This is a genomic window from Caballeronia sp. HLA56 (genome assembly GCF_054655155.1).
This window is the reverse complement of the sequence record NZ_BAAHOB010000001.1, coordinates 225,355-243,639: the sequence shown is the minus strand read 5'-3', so window position 1 is coordinate 243,639 and position 18,285 is coordinate 225,355. Positions and strand designations below refer to the sequence as shown.

16 protein-coding genes are annotated in these 18,285 nt (G+C 62.0%); 3 read left to right on the top strand and 13 right to left on the bottom strand.

All coding sequences use genetic code 11. The features are described 5' to 3' along the window. Positions 1–3: 3 nt before the first annotated feature. The 4 genes from ACYQ47_RS01200 to ACYQ47_RS01185 form a co-directional block, all read right to left on the bottom strand. Positions 4–3,207, bottom strand: a complete 3,204-nt coding sequence (locus ACYQ47_RS01200) for an efflux RND transporter permease subunit (protein ID WP_459904236.1) — start codon at positions 3,205–3,207, stop codon at positions 4–6. A 12-nt stretch (positions 3,208–3,219) separates the two neighbouring features. Continuing rightward, positions 3,220–4,389 (bottom strand): efflux RND transporter periplasmic adaptor subunit, encoded by a 1,170-nt coding sequence (locus tag ACYQ47_RS01195; RefSeq protein ID WP_370652218.1) that lies wholly within the window; start codon positions 4,387–4,389, stop codon positions 3,220–3,222. A gap of 105 nt (positions 4,390–4,494) precedes the next feature. Then, on the bottom strand, positions 4,495–5,001 hold the full coding sequence (locus ACYQ47_RS01190) for a glycine zipper domain-containing protein (RefSeq protein WP_459904235.1): 507 nt from the start codon (positions 4,999–5,001) through the stop codon (positions 4,495–4,497). A gap of 102 nt (positions 5,002–5,103) precedes the next feature. Next, positions 5,104–5,496 (bottom strand): response regulator transcription factor, encoded by a 393-nt coding sequence (locus ACYQ47_RS01185; RefSeq protein WP_250467481.1) that lies wholly within the window; start codon positions 5,494–5,496, stop codon positions 5,104–5,106. Positions 5,497–5,769: 273 nt separating this feature from the next. On the opposite strand from ACYQ47_RS01185, the gene ACYQ47_RS01180 reads away from it, so the two are divergent. Further along, on the top strand, positions 5,770–6,555 hold the full coding sequence (locus ACYQ47_RS01180) for a DUF3658 domain-containing protein (RefSeq protein ID WP_459904234.1): 786 nt from the start codon (positions 5,770–5,772) through the stop codon (positions 6,553–6,555). An 18-nt stretch (positions 6,556–6,573) separates the two neighbouring features. Here the strand turns inward: ACYQ47_RS01180 and ACYQ47_RS01175 are convergent, their stop codons facing one another. From ACYQ47_RS01175 to ACYQ47_RS01135, 9 genes are read right to left on the bottom strand one after another with little or no spacing between them, the layout of a single operon-like run. Then, positions 6,574–7,476, bottom strand: coding sequence for an SMP-30/gluconolactonase/LRE family protein (locus ACYQ47_RS01175; RefSeq protein ID WP_309848461.1), 903 nt, complete (start codon positions 7,474–7,476; stop codon positions 6,574–6,576). Between the two features lie 28 nt (positions 7,477–7,504). Beyond that, positions 7,505–8,446, bottom strand: coding sequence for a 3-hydroxyacyl-CoA dehydrogenase (locus ACYQ47_RS01170; RefSeq protein ID WP_459904233.1), 942 nt, complete (start codon positions 8,444–8,446; stop codon positions 7,505–7,507). A 36-nt stretch (positions 8,447–8,482) separates the two neighbouring features. Beyond that, the gene (locus ACYQ47_RS01165; protein WP_250467485.1) at positions 8,483–10,582 is read right to left on the bottom strand and encodes an ABC transporter permease subunit; all 2,100 of its coding nucleotides are present in this window, start codon (positions 10,580–10,582) and stop codon (positions 8,483–8,485) included. A gap of 10 nt (positions 10,583–10,592) precedes the next feature. Next, a complete protein-coding gene (locus tag ACYQ47_RS01160; protein WP_250467486.1) occupies positions 10,593–12,107 on the bottom strand; it encodes a sugar ABC transporter ATP-binding protein in 1,515 nt (504 codons plus the stop codon). Positions 12,108–12,137: 30 nt separating this feature from the next. Next, positions 12,138–13,271: a sugar ABC transporter substrate-binding protein gene (locus ACYQ47_RS01155; RefSeq protein ID WP_244828735.1), complete on the bottom strand. Its 1,134-nt coding sequence runs from the start codon at positions 13,269–13,271 to the stop codon at positions 12,138–12,140. Positions 13,272–13,323: 52 nt separating this feature from the next. Next, the gene (locus ACYQ47_RS01150; RefSeq protein WP_284503887.1) at positions 13,324–14,070 is read right to left on the bottom strand and encodes an N-acyl homoserine lactonase family protein; all 747 of its coding nucleotides are present in this window, start codon (positions 14,068–14,070) and stop codon (positions 13,324–13,326) included. Positions 14,071–14,116: 46 nt separating this feature from the next. Further along, entirely contained in the window at positions 14,117–15,049 is a 933-nt protein-coding gene (locus tag ACYQ47_RS01145; protein ID WP_250467488.1) for a beta-keto acid cleavage family enzyme, read from the bottom strand. A gap of 14 nt (positions 15,050–15,063) precedes the next feature. Continuing rightward, positions 15,064–15,870 carry an SDR family oxidoreductase gene (locus ACYQ47_RS01140; protein WP_244829725.1) on the bottom strand — a complete coding sequence of 269 codons (807 nt, stop codon included), beginning with the start codon at positions 15,868–15,870 and terminating at the stop codon, positions 15,064–15,066. Positions 15,871–15,904: 34 nt separating this feature from the next. After that, entirely contained in the window at positions 15,905–16,573 is a 669-nt protein-coding gene (locus tag ACYQ47_RS01135) for a GntR family transcriptional regulator (protein WP_284503398.1), read from the bottom strand. Between the two features lie 300 nt (positions 16,574–16,873). Here ACYQ47_RS01135 and ACYQ47_RS01130 point away from each other — a divergent pair, with 300 nt between their 5' ends. Together ACYQ47_RS01130 and ACYQ47_RS01125 are read left to right on the top strand one after the other, a co-directional pair. Then, the gene (locus ACYQ47_RS01130; protein ID WP_459904232.1) at positions 16,874–17,581 is read left to right on the top strand and encodes a hypothetical protein; all 708 of its coding nucleotides are present in this window, start codon (positions 16,874–16,876) and stop codon (positions 17,579–17,581) included. Beyond that, the gene (locus ACYQ47_RS01125) at positions 17,535–18,116 is read left to right on the top strand and encodes a hypothetical protein (protein ID WP_459904231.1); all 582 of its coding nucleotides are present in this window, start codon (positions 17,535–17,537) and stop codon (positions 18,114–18,116) included. Before ACYQ47_RS01130 ends, ACYQ47_RS01125 begins: the two co-directional genes overlap by 47 nt. Positions 18,117–18,285 lie beyond the last annotated feature (169 nt).

The window sequence follows — 18,285 nt, the reverse complement described above, 5'->3', positions numbered from 1 at the left end:
ATGTCATTCGCCTCCGTGCGTCGCGGGCCCGTCATGGTCCGCCGCGGGCGATGAACCCGGTTCGCCCTTACCTTCGCCTTTCTTCTTCGACCCGAACCTGGCGCTCATGGTCTCGATGACGTAATAGAACATCGGGATGAAGAACACGGCGATGAGTGTGGCGCCCAGCATCCCGCCGATCACACCCGTGCCGATGGAATGCCTGCTATTCGCCGATGCCCCCGTCGCAATCGCAAGCGGCACGCAGCCGAGAATGAACGCGAGCGATGTCATCACGATCGGGCGCAGGCGCTCGGATGCGGCGGTCATCGCGGACTCGTAGATGGACTTGCCCGCTTCGCGGTTGAGCACCGCGAACTCGAAGATCAGAATGGCGTTCTTCGCCGCGAGCGCAACGAGCATGGTGAGGCCGATCTGAAAGTACACGTTGTTGTCGAGCCCGCGAAGCAGAATGGCGAGCAGTGCGCCGAACAAGGCGAAGGGCACGGCGAGCAAGACGCCCATCGGCAACGACCACTTCTCGTATTGCGCGGCGAGAATCAGGAACACCATGACGAGGCCGAAGACGAACACCATCGCCGATGAACTGCCCGAGCTCTGTTCCTCGTATGCCTGACCGCTCCACGCAATACCGTAGTCCTGCGGCAACGTGCTCGTCGCAATGTCCTGCAGCGCGGCCATGGCCTGCCCCGTGCTGTAACCGGGCGCGGCGTTGGCCGTGATCTTCACCGCGGGAAAATTGTTGAAGCGCGTGATCAGATCGGGACCGGTCACGTACTTGTACGTGACCACGGATTTCAACGGCACCATTTCGCCTGAACTGCCGCGCACGAAGATGCGATTCAAGTCCTCGGGCGTGCGACGCTCCGACGATTCCGCCTGCAGGATCACTTGCCACAGACGGCTGTCCTTGTTGAACTGCGAGACGTAGAGCGAACCGAACATGGTCTGCATCGCGCTGTAGACATCCTGCACCGGAACGCCGAGCGTTTCGGACTTGGCACGATCCACTTCGACCTGAAGCTGTTGCGCGTTGGCGTTGAACGTGGATGTCACGCCCTGCAATTCGGGCCGTTGCTTCGCTTTCGCCAGATAATCCTGCACCCTGGCCGATATCTGCGCGCTGCCCGCATCGCCCTTGCTTTGTATCCACATCTCCAAACCGCCCGTCGTGCCAAGGCCCGGAATGGAAGGCGGATTGACGGGCAGCACGATACCCTGACTCACCGTGGACAAATTCTTGTACGCGCCGAGCAGCACGGCGCGCGCATTTTGCTTGCGAATGTTCGCGGACGAGTAGCGCTCATCGAAACTCTTGAAGCCGACGAAGAACGTACCCGCGTTGTTCTTCGTCTGACTGTCGAGCAGGCTGAAGCCATCCACCGTGGTGATACTGTCCACGCCTGGCTGCTTCATGAAGTAATCGGTTACGCGTTCCGAGACTTCTCCGGTGCGGTCGAGGCTCGCGGCATCGGGCATGATCACCGCGCCGAGCAGATACCCCTGGTCCTCGGGCGGCAAAAAGCTCGTGGGTATCGACTTCACCATCCAGATCGAAAGGCCGATCATGCCCGCGAAGATCAGCAACATGAGGACCGAGCGCTTGATGACGAACGCCACCGAGCGCGAATAACCGCGCGTCATCTTCGCGAAGCCATTGTCGAACCACACGAAAAAGCGCGCCTTCTTGCCATGCTCGGGCTTGAGCAACAGTGCCGCGAGCGCGGGCGACAAGGTCAACGCAACGATCCCGGAGAACACCACGGATATGGCGATCGTGATGGCGAACTGCTTGTACAACTGCCCGGTGATGCCACCGAGAAACGCCACGGGCACGAACACCGCGCATAGCACGAGCACGATAGCGACGACCGGTCCCGAGACTTCGTCCATTGCGCGCTTCGCGGCTTCTTTCGGCGGCAGCTTGAAGACCGTCATGTTGCGCTCGACGTTCTCGATCACGACGATGGCATCGTCCACCACGATCCCTATCGCCAGCACCATCCCGAACAACGTGAGCATGTTGATGGAAAAGCCGAGCAGCGACATGCCCACGAACGTGCCGACGATCGACACCGGCACCGCCAGCACCGGAATGAGCGTCGCGCGTATGCTCTGCAGGAACAGATACACGACGATAACCACGAGCACGAGTGCTTCGAAGAAGGTGTGGATCACATCGGCGATCGAAGCGCGCGTGAACTCGGTGGTATCCATCGAAACGCGATAGTCGATCCCTTCCGGAAATGACTTCTTCATCTGTTCGAGCGTGGCGCGCACTTGCTTCGATACATCGAGCGCGTTCGCGCCCGGCTGCTGATACACGGCGATCACCGTTGCGGGCTTGCCCTGAAAGCGGCTGCGGATCGAATAATCCTTCTGTCCGAGTTCGACGCGCGCCACGTCTTTCAAGCGCACGATAGCGGCGCCTCCGTTCTGCGCGCGAATGATGATGTTCTCGAACTCGGCAGGCGTGGCGAGCCGTCCCGTGGTGGTGACGGCGAACGACTGCTGCACGGGCGTGCCCGTCGGCGATTGTCCGATACTGCCCACCGCAAACTGCTGGTTCTGATTGGACACCGCGCTCTGCACTTGAGAAGGCGTCACGCCGAGCTGTGCCATGCGTTCGGGCTTGAGCCAGATGCGCATCGCGTAATCCGGAAAGCCGAAGATGCTCGCCTGATTGGCGCCGGGAATGCGCTTCAGTGCATCGAGCACGTAGATGTTCGCGTAGTTGGCGATATACGTCGCGTCGTAGCGGTTGCTCGGAGAATAGATGGCGATCACCATCATGAACGCCGACGACTTCTTCTGTACCTGCACCCCTTGCGCCTGCACCGATTGCGGCAACTGCGGCAACGCAAGGTTCACGCGATTCTGCACGTCCACTTGCGCGAGTTGCGGGTTGGTGCCGATATCGAAAAACACGTTGAGCGTCATTTGTCCCGTCGATGAGCTCGACGAGTTCATGTAGATCATGTTGTCCGCGCCGTTCACCTGCTGCTCGATCGGCGCGGCCACGTTGTTGGTGACGACATCCGCGCTTGCGCCGGGATACTGAGCCGTCACCGTGACCTGCGCGGGCGTGATGTCCGGATACTGCGCGATCGGCAACGCGAGCATGGCAATGACGCCCGCAAGCGTGATGACGATCGACACGACCATCGCGAAGATAGGCCGGTCGATGAAGAAGTGAGAGAATTTCATGGCGGCCTTCGCTCACTTCGCCTGTTGGGCTGGCTCGACCTTGATGGTCGCTTCGCCTGGCGGCGCAACGGGCGCGGCATCGCCCTTCACGTTGACGGGCGCGCCCGCGGACACGCGTATCGCGCCATCGACGATCACGCGGTCGCCTGCGCGCAGACCATCCGATATGAACCAGTTGTCGCCGAGCCAGTCGCCCACCTCCACCACTTGCTCGCGCGGCGTCTTGCCGTCCTTGTCGAGCAACCATACGTAGTGGCTTTTCGCGCCCTGCAACACGGCGCGTTGCGGCACGAGAATGGCGTTCGGCCGCGTGAGGCCATGCACCAGCGCGCGCACGAACTGGCCGGGGCGCAACTGCCCGGCCTTGTTCGGCAGCACCGCGCGCACGAGGAACGTGCCCGTGTCCTTGTTATACGAAGGCGCGAAGAAATCGACCGGGCCGGTATCCGGATAGCGCGAGCCATCGGCGAGAATGACTTCGACGATATAACGCTTGTCAGCGGGCGCGGTCAGGCGTCCTTTCGCGATCTGATCGCGATAGCTCAAGACCTCGTTTTCCGAGAGACTGAAGTTGATCCACATGGGATCGAGTTGCGCGACCGAAGTCAGCAGGCTCGAATTGCCTGCCGAGAGATAGCTGCCTTCCTGCATGCGCGCATAGCTCGACAATCCGGTGAGCGGACTCTTGATGGTGGTATAGCCCAGATTGAGTTCGGCGTTCTGTACTTCGCCTTGCGCGGCGATCACCGAAGCCTGTGCGGATTTCTCGTTGCCGATGGCGTCGTCGAGATCCTTCTTGCTGACCGCGTTCAGCGCTTCGAGCGGACGCACCCGCGCGAGATTCGCCTTGGTCACGGTGAGCCGCGCCTGCTGTTGCGCGAGCTGGCCGCGCGCGGTTTGCAGCGAAGCCTCGAACGGCTTGCGATCCATCTGAAACATCACCTGCCCTGCTTTCACGAGCGCGCCTTCGGTGTAGAGGCGCTTTTCGAGGAAGCCTTCCACGCGTGCGCGGATCTCCACTTCGCGCGAGCTCTGCGTCTGCGCGACGAATTCGAACGTGACGGGCGTGTCGTGGCCTTCGACGGTCATCACGGTAACTTCGGGCGCGGCGGGCTTGGGCGCGCTCGCTTGCTTCTCGCATGCCGCGATGGCGAACATCAACGAGACGCCGACGAAGCGCATGCCCGCGCGCCGCCAGCGCACGAACGCCGACGAAGCCGGAGCGGGGGCTTTGAAGATCCGCAAAGGTGAAGTCGGCATAAGTGTCTCCGCTCGCGTGGCTCGCGTCTATTGCACGGTGTAGCCGCGTCCCGTCATGCAGGCGGACACGGCCCGGTTGAAGGTCGTCATCTCCTGCGAGACCTGTTGCTGATTGGCCTGCTGCTGCGACGCGGCCGCACGCCGCTGCTGCCGTTGATGCACCCCGCCCATCACTGCACCGCCCGCCGCACCCGCTGCCGCGCCCTTGCCTGCGTCGCCGGCTATCGCACCCATCGCGGCGCCCGCTGCCGCCCCGCCCGCCGCGCCACGCACGCGTCCGCCCTGTTGCTGCGTTGGCGGTGGCTGGTTAGCCTGCTGCGCGAGTGCCATCGGATCGATACCGGTGTTCTGCTTCGCCCATTGCTGGCATTGCGATACGTCACTGCCCTGCTGGCTCTGGCTTTGACCGCGCGCGGGGTAATAGATCGCCTGCTGCGCGGCTGCTTCGAGCGTTACCGCGGTCGCAAGCATGAGCGCCAAGCTCGATGACAGGCGCACGCGCCGGCTCCGCGCGGTTTGAAACGTGCTGTTCATTTCGGTACTCCCTCTCAGTGTTTTCGTCGATGCCTGACCGTCTGCGCACGCAACCGGCCCTCGTTCCATGTGTCGTCGTTTTATGCGGTGCCGGGAAGGACGTCATGGCGCCTCGCGCACGCGTGCAATGGCCGCGCGCACCGCGCCGATGAACACTTCGTCGTCGAATGGTTTATGCAGATAGGCCGCGGCTCCCGCAGCGAGCGCCGTATCGCGCACGGCGGGATCGTCGTGAGCCGTGACGAAGACGATCGGCATGTCGGTGCCCGCCAGACGCCGTTGCACTTCCAGCCCGTTGATGCCTGGCATCTGCACGTCGAGCACGATGCAGTCGGGCCGCCATGCGGCGTCGTTTTCGTCGAGTGCGGCGAGCAACGCGTCGCCCGTGCCGAAGCTCGCCGACGCCATGCCGGCCGCACGCAGCAGCCGCTTGAGTGCCCGGCAGACCGATTCGTCGTCATCGACCACGGCCACGGTTGGCGTCGCATCGCTCATTGGATCAGGCGTGAAGTTCGGCAGCACCACGAGGCGCTGTGTCCACGCCCCGGCTCTTGATTTCTCGCTGGAGAATAGGCGCGCGGCTCTTGAACCGGTATTGGACTTTAGTCCCATGAGCGCGGTGAGGGATAAACCGGGGACCCGGTCCGGGAAGAAAACCGGGACCGACCGCTAAATTCGAGATACGAATTCCGCTATAGTCTGCGGCTTCACGCGCCGGAGGGGTCGGCGATGTGTCGTTGAAGGTATGTCGTTGAAGAGGAGAATCCGATGAAAACCATCCATCACCTATGTCAGGGCGGCTCGGCCGCGGCCATGTTGCGCACGGCGTTGCGCGATCCCGTCATCGATATCCTCGACGATGGCTCGATCGGCCCGCTTGTCGATGTCGACACCGGCTCGCCCGATGCGCGCGTCGGCTTCATGAAGGCGCTCTACGCGTGCGGCGGCTTCGATCCGCAAGACGAAGCGTCGATGGACTGGTATGGCGAGTTACGCGACATGAACCGGCGCCTCGCCGACCTGACGACTCAGGCGTCCGAGGTGGTGATCTGGGCCGAGGCAGGCGATGTGGAGCAAGCGCTGCGTCGACGCGCGCACTGGTGGCTGCGCGACGCGGACGTGCTCGTGAGCGAAATCGATGCGAGCCTGCGCGCCGTGGCTCGCGCGATTCCCAAGGGACAAGCGCTGGCGCTGGATGTCGGCGCGGCCGCCGCGCTCGTCGCGGCACGCAAGCCCGCAAGCGCCGGCCTGCGCGCGCAACTCGCGAACGAATGGGCCGCGCTCAAGGAAGATGGCGAAGCCGTGCGTGTGTGGGAAGACGGCAAGCTCGCTTCGCATCCCATCGATCATTACGACGCGGACTTCATCGCGCTCGCGTCGGGCGCCCCGGCCAAGCTCGCAAGCAGCGAGATGCTTGGCGCGGCCATGCATCGTTCGGGACGCAGCGATCTCTTCTGCAAGTGGCGCTTTGCCTGCCTCGTCGAAGCAGGCAAGTTGACGGTAACGGAAGGCGACGCCCACGATCTCAACTCGGTGTGGATCGTAAAGAGTTAAGCGTCGGGCGTTCGAATCTCACCCCGCAAAACGCGGCTCTGGAAGGCCTGTCACGCCGAGTCCCGTCACCGCGAAAAGACCACCCTTGTCGCGCTCTTTCTGCGGAATGCCCCACATCGGGCGGCCCATTGTCGTGACGTAAAGAATGTCGAGATTCGGGCCGCCGAACATCACGCTCGTCAGATTGCGAACCGGAAACGGCACGACACGGTCGAGCGAGCCATCGGGCGCGAAGCGCAGGATGCGCCCGCCGAACACCAGCGCGGACCATACGTAGCCTTCGGAATCGACCGTCGCGCCATCGAATGTGCCGGCCATGTCGCGCGCGGAAGCAAACAGCCGCTTGTTCGATATGGCGCCCGTTTCGATGTCGTAGTCGTACGCGTACATCTCCTTGCTATACGTGTCGGTGAAGTAGAAAGTGCGGTTGTCCGGGCTCCAGCATGGACCGTTCGAACAACTGATGCCGCTGTCCAGATGCGCGATCTTGCCGTCCGTATCGAGCCGATAAAGTCCGCCGCTTTTGGTGGAACGCTGGCCGCGATCCGCAAAGTAGCGATCGAAGTCGTAAGACATGGTGCCCGCAATGAACCGCCCTTGCCGATCCACCTTGCCGTCGTTGAAGCGCGTTTCGGGATCGTCGCTTTCCGGGTCGCCGATAAACTGCACCGTCTGCGCGTCGAAATCGTAGAAATGCAGCCCGTTCGCGAGCGCGACCACCGCGCCGCCTTGTTCACGCAGCGCCATGGAACCGATATGACGCGGCACGAAGTAGCGTTCGACCTCGCTGCCATCGGCGCGGCAGCTATAGATTTCGGCGGCGGTACTGTCGATCCAGTAGAGCTTCTCCTCCTTCACGTCCCAAAGCGGTCCTTCACCCAGATGATTGTTGGCATCGACCAGCAAGCGGGTTTCGGGCATCGTCGTCTCCTTCCTGGTTGTGGCGTGGCTACGCCTTGTCCTTGTCCGCGAGGCGGTGAGCGATCAACGCCATCAGCCTGCGATCGCGCCAGCTACTGCGGTTTTCGATCTGATCGCGCGGCAGAACGGCGCGGCGTTCGGCGTCGAGCTTAGTCAATATCTCTTCGGGCCAGTCGAAAGGCACGCGCGTCGCTGTAATGTTGCGATACGTGCCGCTATAGCGCGCCGCGTAATCCGCGACGCCGCCTGGCGCGTTCAGATCGATCGTTTCGAACGGACCCATGAACGACCAGCGCATGGCGAGACCATCGCGCATGACCGTATCGAGGTCGGCCGCCGTGGCGTAACCCTGCGCATAGAGACTGAGCGCTTCGTCGAGCACCGCGCCTTGCAGGCGGTTGAGGAGAAAGCCCGAAATTTCACGATTCACGGTCACGGGCTTCTGTCCCGCCGCTTCGTAGATGGCGCGCGCTCGTTCGATCGCTTCGGGCGCGGTCCACGGCGCGCCGCATAGCTCGACGAGCGGCACGAGCGAAGGCGGATTCACCGGATGCGCGACGAGGCAGCGCGCGCCGCCCTTCAAGCCTTGCGTAAAGGTCGATGCAGGCAGGCCCGAGGTCGAACTGGCAAGCAGGGCTTCGGGATGAGTCAGGCGGTCGAGTTGCGCGAATAGTTCGCGCTTGGGCTCGACCATTTCCGCGATGTTCTCCTGCACGAGAGCCGCGTCGGACACGGCTTCTTCGAGCGACTCGCAAGTCTTGATGCGCGCGATGATGGCATCGGTCGACTCGTCGGTCAGCTTGAACGACGCGAGGTCGTCCACGCTTTCCCGTATCGAAGCGATCGAGCCGTTCAGCATGTCCTTCGACGCATCATGCAGATTCACGCTGAAGCCCGCGCGCGCAAACACGATGGCCCACGCCCTGCCGATGCGTCCTGTACCGATGATCGCTATTTGCCTTGGGTTCATTTCTTGTGTCTCCTCCGGTTTTTTATGAGCGGCTGGTCAACCTCGCTTGTCGCGCAACGTGATCACCGCGGCCAGAACGACGAGGCCATTGATGATGTCGCGGACCGCTGGCGGCACCGTCGTGCCCGCGAGCAAAGTGCCGAGCGCGGTAAGCAGAAGCGCTCCGCCGAACACGCCGAGATAGTGACCGCGTCCGCCCGTGATGAGCGCGCCGCCGACCACGACCACGGCAATGGAAGGCAAGAGATAAGGATCGCCCATGCCGAGAAACGCCTGCGAACTGAAGCCCGCGAGCAGCAAGCCGACGAGCGCGGAACACAGACCCGAAAGACAATACACCGCGATCAACGTGGAGCCGACGCGCACGCCGGAAAGACGCGCGGCAATCGGCGAATTGCCGACCGCATAGACGCGCCTGCCGAACGGCGTCCGATGCAACAGCAACAAGGCAATCGCGAGAAACAGCGGCACGCTCCAGGCGGCTAGCGACAGCGGACCGAGACGAGCATTGACGAACTCGCTGATCACGGACGGCGTCCAGCCTTGCGGCGAGCCATTGCAATAGATGAGCGTGAGACCTTGCAGCAGGCCGTTCGCCGCCAGCGTCACGACAATCGGCGGCAAGCCGAGCATGACGACGCCCACGCCGTTGAAGATGCCCACGAGCAGGCCCACGCCGAGCACGACCGGCACCGCCCAGACCGCGGCGCCGTTCAAGCCATGCGTGAGACCCGTCAACAGTACGCCCGATAGCGTGATGAGCCACGGCATCGATAGATCGAGACCGCCGGTGAGAATGACCGCGCCTTGACCGAGACCGAGGACCGCGAGAAACAAGGTCAGCGTGAGCAGGCTGCTATAGAAGTTCGCGCTGATCAGCACGCCCGGACCATAGACGAAGCCCGTGATGACGACCACGCCGAAGAACAGCAGGTACGCGGGAATCACGTACTTGACCCATTCGCGATTGCGCTCGATCCAGTCCGGGATCGCGCGGCCCTTCAACTCCTTGTTCTCGATGGGACGATAATCGCCGACTTCGAACGCCACGTGCCGCGCATGGCCGTCATCGCGTGCACGCGTGCCCGTTCGCACAGCCTTGAGCCATTGCGAAGCCTGCCGCGCGCACTCGTGCGCCGCCGACTGCTTGCCGATGGAAGAACCGAGCACCGCGAGAATCAGGATCACGGCTTCGGCAATCGTCGTGAAGAACGCCGATACGTTCAAGACGAGCAGAATGTTCACCGTGATCATCAGCGTCATTGCGGCGAACACGCTTCCAACGCAACCGCCACGACCGCCACCAAGCAACGTGCCGCCGAGCACGACCGCCGTGAACATGGAAAGCAGGAGCGGGCGGCCGACGAGCGGATCGGCCGAGCCCGTCTGCGCCGACACGTATAGGCCCGCTGCCGCGTAGAACATGCCTGCGAGCGCATAGGTCGCGATGCGATAACGCGTGACCGGCATGCCGTTGGCATACGCGCCATCGGGGTCGCTGCCAAGCGCATAGAGACCGACGCCAAAGCGCGTGCGCTTGATGAACGACCACACGAGCAAAGCCACGACGAGCAGGACAGCCGACATCGGTATCTTGTCGGGAATCAGGTCGGCCGTGAGAAAGCCGCCGAATTGTTCGCCGATGCTGCCGCCCGGCTTGTTCTGGATGAGCAGCGTGACGCCTTGCACCATGAACATCGTCGCGAGCGTAACGACAATGGATTGCAAGCGGAACCACGCGATTAGCGCGCCGTTGACGAGGCCGATGCCGCCGCCTATGGCGATGATGAGCGCGACGCCCGCCCACTGCTCGACGGGCGAGCCTTGCACGAAGCGCACCGCGAGCACGTTGGCCAGCGACACGACCGCCGACGCCGACAAATCGAACCCGCCCGACAGCACGACGATGGTCTGCCCGATGGCCGCGAGCGCGAGCGTCGTGCTGCTCGATATGACCGAACCGATGTCGTACATGCCGACCGGCGTGGCGGATAGCGCGACCCACGCAATGAGCATGGCGAGCAACGCACCGATCGCGATGATGAGCCCGCGATGATGGTCGATGCGTGCGCCGATTCCCACGCGCGCGCCGGGCCTCACGATCTCGCTTTCTGGCGACGCTATGGCTATTTTCATATGCAACTCCTCAACTGGATAGCATCTTGCGCATCACGTTCTCTTCGGTAAGCGCCTCGCCTTCGAGCTCGCCCGCATTGCGGCCGCGATACATCACCGACACGCAGTCGCACACGTTGACGAGTTCGGGCACGTCCGTCGAATAGAACAGCACGGAGCCGCCCGCCGCCGCGAACGCACGCATCAAAACGAATATCTGATGCTTGGTGCCTACGTCGATACCGCGCGTCGGGTCGAACATGAGCCACACGCGGCTTTGCGTGAGCAGCCATTTGGCCATCGCGATCTTTTGCTGATTGCCGCCCGAGAAAGAAAGACACGGCTTGTAGAGCGCACGCGGATTCACTTCCATCTGCGCAAGCGAGCGACGTATGGCCGCCTGTTCGCGTTTGCGGTCGATCAAGCCGAAACGCGAGTAGCGTCCGATCACCGGCAGCGATACGTTCTCGCCGCCCGGCAAGCGCAGGAACAAGCCTTCGGTCTTGCGGTCTTCGGGCAGGAAGCTCGTCGCGACGCCGGCCTTGAGCGAATCCGCCGTGGACGTCAACGTAACCGGCTTGCCGTCGATACGAATCTCGCCATCGTCGATGAAGCTCGCGCCGAAGAGCGCCTCGAACATCTCGCGCTGGCCCATGCCCTGCAACGCCGCGATGCCATGCACTTCGCCCACTTTCAGCTTGAGGTCGAAGTCGCTCACGACGCCATCGACACGTATGCCGCGTGCTTCGATTGCAGGCGCGCCGTGGTTCTCCGTCAGCACAGGCGGCGTGACCTTCGGCGGATACTTCGCTTCCATCGAGCGGCCGATCACGAGACGAATGACTTCGTCATCGGAGATATCGGCGGTATCGAAAGCACCGACGTCCTTGCCATTCCGATACACCGTGAGGCTGTCGCAGAACTCGCGCACTTCCTGCATCCGGTGCGAGATGAACACGAAGGTCACGCCCTGCGTCTTCATCTCGTCGATACGGCGCGAAAGCCACGCCACGTCGCGGCCCGATAAAGCGGACGTCGGTTCATCGAGCAGCAACACTTGCGGCGCGCGCACGATGGCCTTGGCGATCTCGATCTTCTGCCGCACCGGCAAGGAAAGGTCGCGTATATAAGCGCCAGGACGCACGTCCGACAGTTCCAGCTTGTCGAGCCATTCGGCCGCCTGGCGTTGCGCCTCGCGCTTCCTGATGCGCCCGAGAAAGCCGGTCGGCTCGTACGACATCAACAGATTCTGCGCGACGGTGAGATCGCGCACGAGGGTCATCTCCTGAAACGCGGTCTGCACGCCCGCCCGATGCGCGTCCTTCGGGCCTTTCATCGCCACGTCCCGACCCATCACGCGAATGCTGCCGGCGTCGGGCTGCATGAGACCCGACAGCAGCTTCACCGTGGTGGACTTGCCCGCGCCGTTCTCGCCGAGCAGCGCATGCACCGCGCCGCGTTTGACGGAGAACGACGCCCCGTCGAGCGCGACAGTGGCGCCGAAGCGCTTCGTCACGTTCGACAGGTCGATCGCAAGGGATGTCATCGCTTGCCTCCCTTAACCTTTAGATGTCGCTCAGTCCTGATTGCCGGTGAGCGCCGCGTTGAAGCCCACTTCCTTCGTGTCTTCCGAATAGATGTCGGCGAACCAGCCCGGCGGCACCTTGTCCGGCATGAAGGCCGTGCAACCCGCCTTCAGTTCCTCGATACTGCCCGTCTTGCACAGCTTCGAATCCTGCGTGAGCACGAGCGGCAGCTTGAGCGTCACGCGCGGCGGAAAGTCCTTGCCGTCGAGCTTCTGCACGGCCATCTTGAGCGCCATGGCGCCCGAGTACGGCGGCGCGCCATACGAGATCGAGCGATACCCGATCGAGCGATACGTGCCCTCGCCCTTGACCGTTCCCGGCGGCAGCATCTGCACACGATGCCCGTTCGACGATTCGCCCGCGCACGGCTTGATCTTGTCATCGGCGATACCGGCTTCGAGCTGCATCGACGCCGCCGTGAAGCAGCCGACCTGCATCCACAGGCCGTCGATCTTGTCCCAGCTATTCGTCGCGAGAATCTTCGAGAGTTCGGTGCGCGCCGTCGCCTGGCTCCACATGCCGGTGCCTTCGGCGACTATCTTGATGCCGGGGAACTTCGCGAACACGGCCTTTGCCGCTTCGGTGCGCGCGCGGTCCACCGACGTGCCCGGCACGCCGTTGACGACCACGATATTGCCTTTGCCGTTGATGGTCTTCGCGAGCCATTCCGCGGTGACGGTGCCTGCCTGATGCTGATCGATGGTCACGTTATGCGCGCACGGCTCGGTCACTTCGCCGTCGTACGCCGCGACCACCACGCCCTTGGAACACGCGTTCTTGATCGCGCGATTGAGCGCCGTCGGCGAGATCGGGTAGATCACGATGGCTTTCGCGCCTGCCTGCACCATCGAGTTGATCTGCTGAATCTGCTTCTGTGCGTCGGTGCCCGCGACCTGCACTTCGAGATCGACTTTGTCCTTGAGCGCTGGCGTGTTGGCCATTGCCTTCACCATGTTCGCAGCTTCGGTCTGCCAGTCGTTGCCGACATAGCTCATCGACAGAAACACCTTGTACTTGTCCGCCGCTGCGGCCTGCCCTGTCATCGCGATACCGAGCGTCGTCGCGAGCGCCAAACCGAACGCCGTGCGTTTCGCACGACGAATTGTCTGCGTCAATGCTTTCATGTCTTCCTCCGGGTCTTCGTATGGTTTTTACCGCTTCTGCTATTGCGCGCTTTTACTTCGGAACATGCGGCAAGCGAGCGCTCGCCGGCAGTGCAATACCCGCGCTGCCGGGCACGACGTTGGGATCGTGTCCGGGTATGACGAAATCCGCGATCTGGCGAATCCGCGAAAGCGAGCTGAACTCCGCCAGCGTTTCATGCACGATGCCAACGGGCACCAGATCCACGATGTTCTCCATGCAGTTCGCACAGTCGCCCGCGATCAGCACGACGCCGTCTTCGGTGTCCACCGCGACGGACTGATGCCCCGGCGTATGTCCCGGCGTCGGCACCACGCGCACGCCCGGCACGATGTCGGCCACGCCATGCACGAACTGCCACCGAAAATACGCCAGCGGCTCGCGGCCGATCAGAAACTCCTGGTAATACGTGGCCTGCGTCGGCAATGGATGCCCCGCGTATTCCCATTCGCTTGCCTGCACGATGAAGCGTGCGTTGCGAAAGAGCGTGTTGCCGCCCGAGTGGTCGTAATGCAGATGCGTGTTGATGACGATATCGACGTCATCCGCGCTCCATCCCACGTACTCCTTGAGCGCGCGTTCGAGCTTCTCTTCGGGCGCCTGCTCGCACGGACACACGAAGTTCGAAACCCAGCCCGGATCATGAATGCCGGTATCGACGACGATCTTCTTGCCGGCCCCGACGATTGCCGTGGACCACACCGGCACCTTGATCTGCTGGCCGAAATAGCGGCCATACACTTGCGACGAGCGATCGACGGTCAGCCAGCCCGTCGGCATCGCGACTACTTTCAGCTTTGCCCTGTCGTTCACGATGCCCTCTGGCTCAGAAGTTGGTTTCGCTTGCGCCCTTCAGCTTCAGCATCTCACGCGCTTCGTCAGGCGTGGCGATGTCGAGCGACAGTCCTTCGATAACCTGACGAATCTTGCGCACTTGCGCCGCGCTCGATTCGGCGAGCTTGCCCGGTTCTATCCACAACGAATCTTCCAGGCCCACGCGCACGTTCGAGCCTTGCGAGAGACCAATGGAGCCGAGCGTGATCTGGTTACGGCCCGCGCCGAGAATCGACCAGACATAGTCCTTGCCGAAGAGACGGTCGGCGGTACGGCGCATGTGCGCGAGGTCTTCCGGATGCGGCCCGATACCGCCGAGCAGACCGAACACGCTTTGCACGAAGAAAGGCGGCTTGGCGAGCCCGCGATCGACGAAATGCGCGAGGTTATAGAGATGCGAGATGTCGTAGCATTCGTATTCGAAGCGCGTGCCGTTCGCACCGCACGACGTGAGGATGTATTCGATATCCGCGAACGTGTTCTTGAACACGAGATCGCGGCTGTTCTCCAGATGCTTGCGCTCCCACTCGTGCTTCAGATCCTTGAAGCGGTCCAGCATCGGGTAGAGACCGAAGTTCATCGAACCCATGTTGAGCGACGCCACTTCGGGCTTGAAGTGATGCGCGGGCTTCAGACGCTCGGCCACCGTCATGTGCGGACTGCCGCCCGTCGTCAGATTGATGACGGCGTTCGTTTCGGCCTTGATGCGCGGCAGAAATTCCTGGAACACGGCGGGGTCTTGCGTGGGATGACCATCGTTCGGATCGCGTGCGTGCAGATGCAGAATCGCGGCGCCTTCCTTGGCGGCGGCGAGCGCCGCATCGCCGATCTCTTGCGGCGTGACCGGAAGATACGGCGACATCGACGGCGTATGAATTGCGCCCGTGGGCGCGCACGTGATGATGACCTTGCGTCTCGTTGCCATGTCGTCTCCTTGGTTTAGAGCACTTCGACGTTGCCGCACACCGAAATGGCCTGCCCCGAGATGCCGCTGCCGCCCGGCGAACACAGGAACAAGGCGGTGGCTGCGACTTCCTCGGGCGTCGTCATGCGGCGCAGCGAAATCTTCGCGAGATATTGCTTCTCCATCTCTTCGTAAGGCAGATTCAGTTGCTTCGCACGCGCCGCGATCACGCGCTCGATACGCGGCCCTTTCACGATGCCCGGCTGAATTGCATTGACGCGAATGTTCGACGGTCCGAGTTCAATGGCAAGACTCTTGGTCATGCCGACCACCGCCCACTTGGTTGCGGCATACGGCGTGCGAAAGGCGTAGCCGAGCCTGCCCGCAACCGACGACAGCGCGATGATCGCGCCGCCATCGCGCGCCTGCTTCAGAAGCGGCACCGCGCGACGCGCGAAATAGAACTGCGCGTTGAGGTTGATATCGACCGTGTCTTCCCAATCCTTCTCATCGAGCTCGTCGATACCGCCTGTCGGTCCCGCGATTCCCGCGTTATTCAGAAGCACGTCGAGACCGCCGAGCTCGCGCTCGACATCGGCGAAGACGCGCTCCACGGCCGCTTTATCCGACACATCCGCGAGCGTCGAAGTGATCGCGTTGAGTTCCGTGCTGGCTTCGGCTTCGGCGAGTGCGTCGATGGCTTCCTGACTCGCATCGCACACGTGCACGCGCGCGCCGGCATCGACGAAGGCCCGCGCAATCACGAGCCCGATGCCCGATGCGCCGCCTGTCACGAGCACGCGCAAACCCGCGTGCGGTTTCAGCATCTGAAGAACCGTCATCATGTCTCCGTCATTGTTATCGTTGAATACAAACTCAGGCGCTTGCCTTTTGCTCGCCGTTGCCGCTTTCCGAATGAGCGGCCGGAAGCCGTTCCTGTAGATCGGCCGCCGCATCGCCGATATCTTCCTCGATGCCCGCGCGCGCGCCTTCGCCATCCCCGCGCCAAAGCGCATCGACGATATGCCGATGCGCGGCCATCGACTTGCGCATGTGCGGAATGTCCGGCGCGACGAGGTTCAGAAACGGGCCGATGCGCATCCACAAGTTTTGAATGGTCGCGAGCGTGAGATCGCTTGCGCCGTGCGTGTAGATCGCGATATGGAATTCGAAGTTGCTGCGCAGATAAGCGGATGCATCGCCAGCTTCGACGTAGGCATCCATCTCGTCGAACACTTCCTGCAATTGCGTGAGATGCGCGCGGCTCATGCGCGATGCCGCGCGTTTCGCGACCGCGCCTTCCAGCGCGATGCGCACGTCGCGCAATTCCTCGAGCAATTCGAGCGTCATGGGCGGGACCATCAGCGCGCGTCCGGCGCCGTCGATCAGCGCGCCTTCCGCTTGCAGGCGCGTGAGCGCGGCGCGTACCGGCATGGTGGATGACCCGACCGCTTCCGCGACGCTGCGCAGACTCAGCAACTGGCCGGGCGCGAAGCGACCGGTCATGATTGCCTCGCGCAACTGCGCATAGACGCGCCCGGCCATGGTTTCGCGCGCCACGACTTCGAGCGCGGGAAGGTCTGTCGTCGTGCGAGTCGCCAACACAGCCTCCGGTTTGGTTTCGTATGGTTTGTGTGACCTGTGATCACACTTGCTTGGAGTGAAGTGTGGGACGTGATGGGCGTGGAGTCAACGAGGGATTGATAGGTGAAAACGCGCATCACACGTCAAAGCATCGTGCATATGTTGCTGGTAATCAGGCAATTCATGCGCGTCTAACTTCATGTATCTAAATCGTTTTTATCGTTTTATAATGACTACCTTGTCGACGAACCGAGGTGCTTCATGAACCTGGATAGCAAGCTGTCGATCTCATTGAAGAAACGCGCAGGCAATGTCGTGCTTCGCCGTGACTTGAGTAGTCTTGCGAGTGCCTCCCACCTCAGTACGGCAATACAGCATCAAATCGACGATGGCCGGCTGGTTAGACTAGGATCCGGAATTTTTGCAAAGGCGGTTCCAGATTCGGCGGGCAAAGCGCAACTCGCCGTGCGGCTGGAAATATTGCTTCTCGAAGTGTTCGACAAACTAGGCGTGCATGTCATCGGCTTGACCATTCGACGCGAACGCGATCGCGCTGTTTGCTTGGTCGATATTGGAACCAACCGGACTCAGCGCAAGCTCGGGTGGGACGGCATTCAGGTGCAATACGTGGTCCGTCCGCGCGCCGAGACAGACGTTACCAAAACGCCCGGGCTGCCCGCGAATATCGATGAGCTGCCCACTCAAGGCGTTGCGAGTTTCGTAGAGCGCCTTGCGAAGTCGCATGGCATCGAATACCGGCGCTCCGGGCTCGATGACTTCGCGGAAGCTGTGACACGCGCCGCTGGAGACGACGTCGACTTCGACTTGACAGGGAAGTTGCTCGTGTTGCTGAAGAAGAACGACATTGTCAACGCGCGTCAGTTCGCACGCTTGATGACCAATCATTTGAAAGAGGTGAGGCGTGTTCGACCCGTTCGGGGACTACGAGACGGCAGGCTATCTGCGTAACATTGAACGCATCAAGGATCTCGACGAGCTGAAGTATCAGGAGCACGGCTTCTTCGAAGCAAACCTCGAAAAGGCACTGACATTTTTGCGCTCGGTGCGAGGCGACATTGCTTATGAGCATTTCCTCGAGGTCCACGGAATTCTGTTCGACGAGTTCTATCCCTGGGCGGGAAAAGATCGTTACTCGCTAGGCGTGGCAAGACTCGTCGGCAAGGGGCAACGCATTCAGTTCGAAGCGTCGGAACAATGTCAGCGCGCGGTCGAATGGGGTCTTGACATCGGCAACCATCCGCTGAAGATGCGAGAAGCGCCTGGAACCGTGATGGGCGCATTCGCCTGGGCGCATCCGCCTGGGCGCATCCGTTTCTCGACGGAAACGGCCGCACCATGCTGCTCGTTCATGCCGAGCTTTGTTACCGGGCCAATTTCGCGATCAACTGGAGCGCATCGCGTAAAGAAGCCTATCTGGAAGCGCTCACAAAGGAAATCGAGAGCCCGGCGAACAAGCATCTCGATAGCTATTTCGCGCCGTTGATTGTCGATGCCGTCTCTCACGCCGGCCTGCTTGCGCATCTCACCGCGTTACCCGGTCTCGATGGCCAAACGGAAAGCAGCGGCGAAGACGTTGCATACATGGCGAACGATCCAGTGGCGAATCGGTTATACCTCGAGATGAAACGCGCACGCCGCGAACGCTAGCCGGC

Coding starts and splice junctions, on each gene's coding strand:
- ACYQ47_RS01200 (WP_459904236.1), bottom strand. CDS start 3,207: ATGAAATTCTCTCACTTCTTCATCGACCGGCCTATCTTCGCGATGGTC.
- ACYQ47_RS01195 (WP_370652218.1), bottom strand. CDS start 4,389: ATGCGCTTCGTCGGCGTCTCGTTGATGTTCGCCATCGCGGCATGCGAG.
- ACYQ47_RS01190 (WP_459904235.1), bottom strand. CDS start 5,001: ATGAACAGCACGTTTCAAACCGCGCGGAGCCGGCGCGTGCGCCTGTCA.
- ACYQ47_RS01185 (WP_250467481.1), bottom strand. CDS start 5,496: ATGAGCGATGCGACGCCAACCGTGGCCGTGGTCGATGACGACGAATCG.
- ACYQ47_RS01180 (WP_459904234.1), top strand. CDS start 5,770: ATGAAAACCATCCATCACCTATGTCAGGGCGGCTCGGCCGCGGCCATG.
- ACYQ47_RS01175 (WP_309848461.1), bottom strand. CDS start 7,476: ATGCCCGAAACCCGCTTGCTGGTCGATGCCAACAATCATCTGGGTGAA.
- ACYQ47_RS01170 (WP_459904233.1), bottom strand. CDS start 8,446: ATGAACCCAAGGCAAATAGCGATCATCGGTACAGGACGCATCGGCAGG.
- ACYQ47_RS01165 (WP_250467485.1), bottom strand. CDS start 10,582: ATGAAAATAGCCATAGCGTCGCCAGAAAGCGAGATCGTGAGGCCCGGC.
- ACYQ47_RS01160 (WP_250467486.1), bottom strand. CDS start 12,107: ATGACATCCCTTGCGATCGACCTGTCGAACGTGACGAAGCGCTTCGGC.
- ACYQ47_RS01155 (WP_244828735.1), bottom strand. CDS start 13,271: ATGAAAGCATTGACGCAGACAATTCGTCGTGCGAAACGCACGGCGTTC.
- ACYQ47_RS01150 (WP_284503887.1), bottom strand. CDS start 14,070: ATGCCGACGGGCTGGCTGACCGTCGATCGCTCGTCGCAAGTGTATGGC.
- ACYQ47_RS01145 (WP_250467488.1), bottom strand. CDS start 15,049: ATGGCAACGAGACGCAAGGTCATCATCACGTGCGCGCCCACGGGCGCA.
- ACYQ47_RS01140 (WP_244829725.1), bottom strand. CDS start 15,870: ATGACGGTTCTTCAGATGCTGAAACCGCACGCGGGTTTGCGCGTGCTC.
- ACYQ47_RS01135 (WP_284503398.1), bottom strand. CDS start 16,573: ATGGCCGGGCGCGTCTATGCGCAGTTGCGCGAGGCAATCATGACCGGT.
- ACYQ47_RS01130 (WP_459904232.1), top strand. CDS start 16,874: ATGAACCTGGATAGCAAGCTGTCGATCTCATTGAAGAAACGCGCAGGC.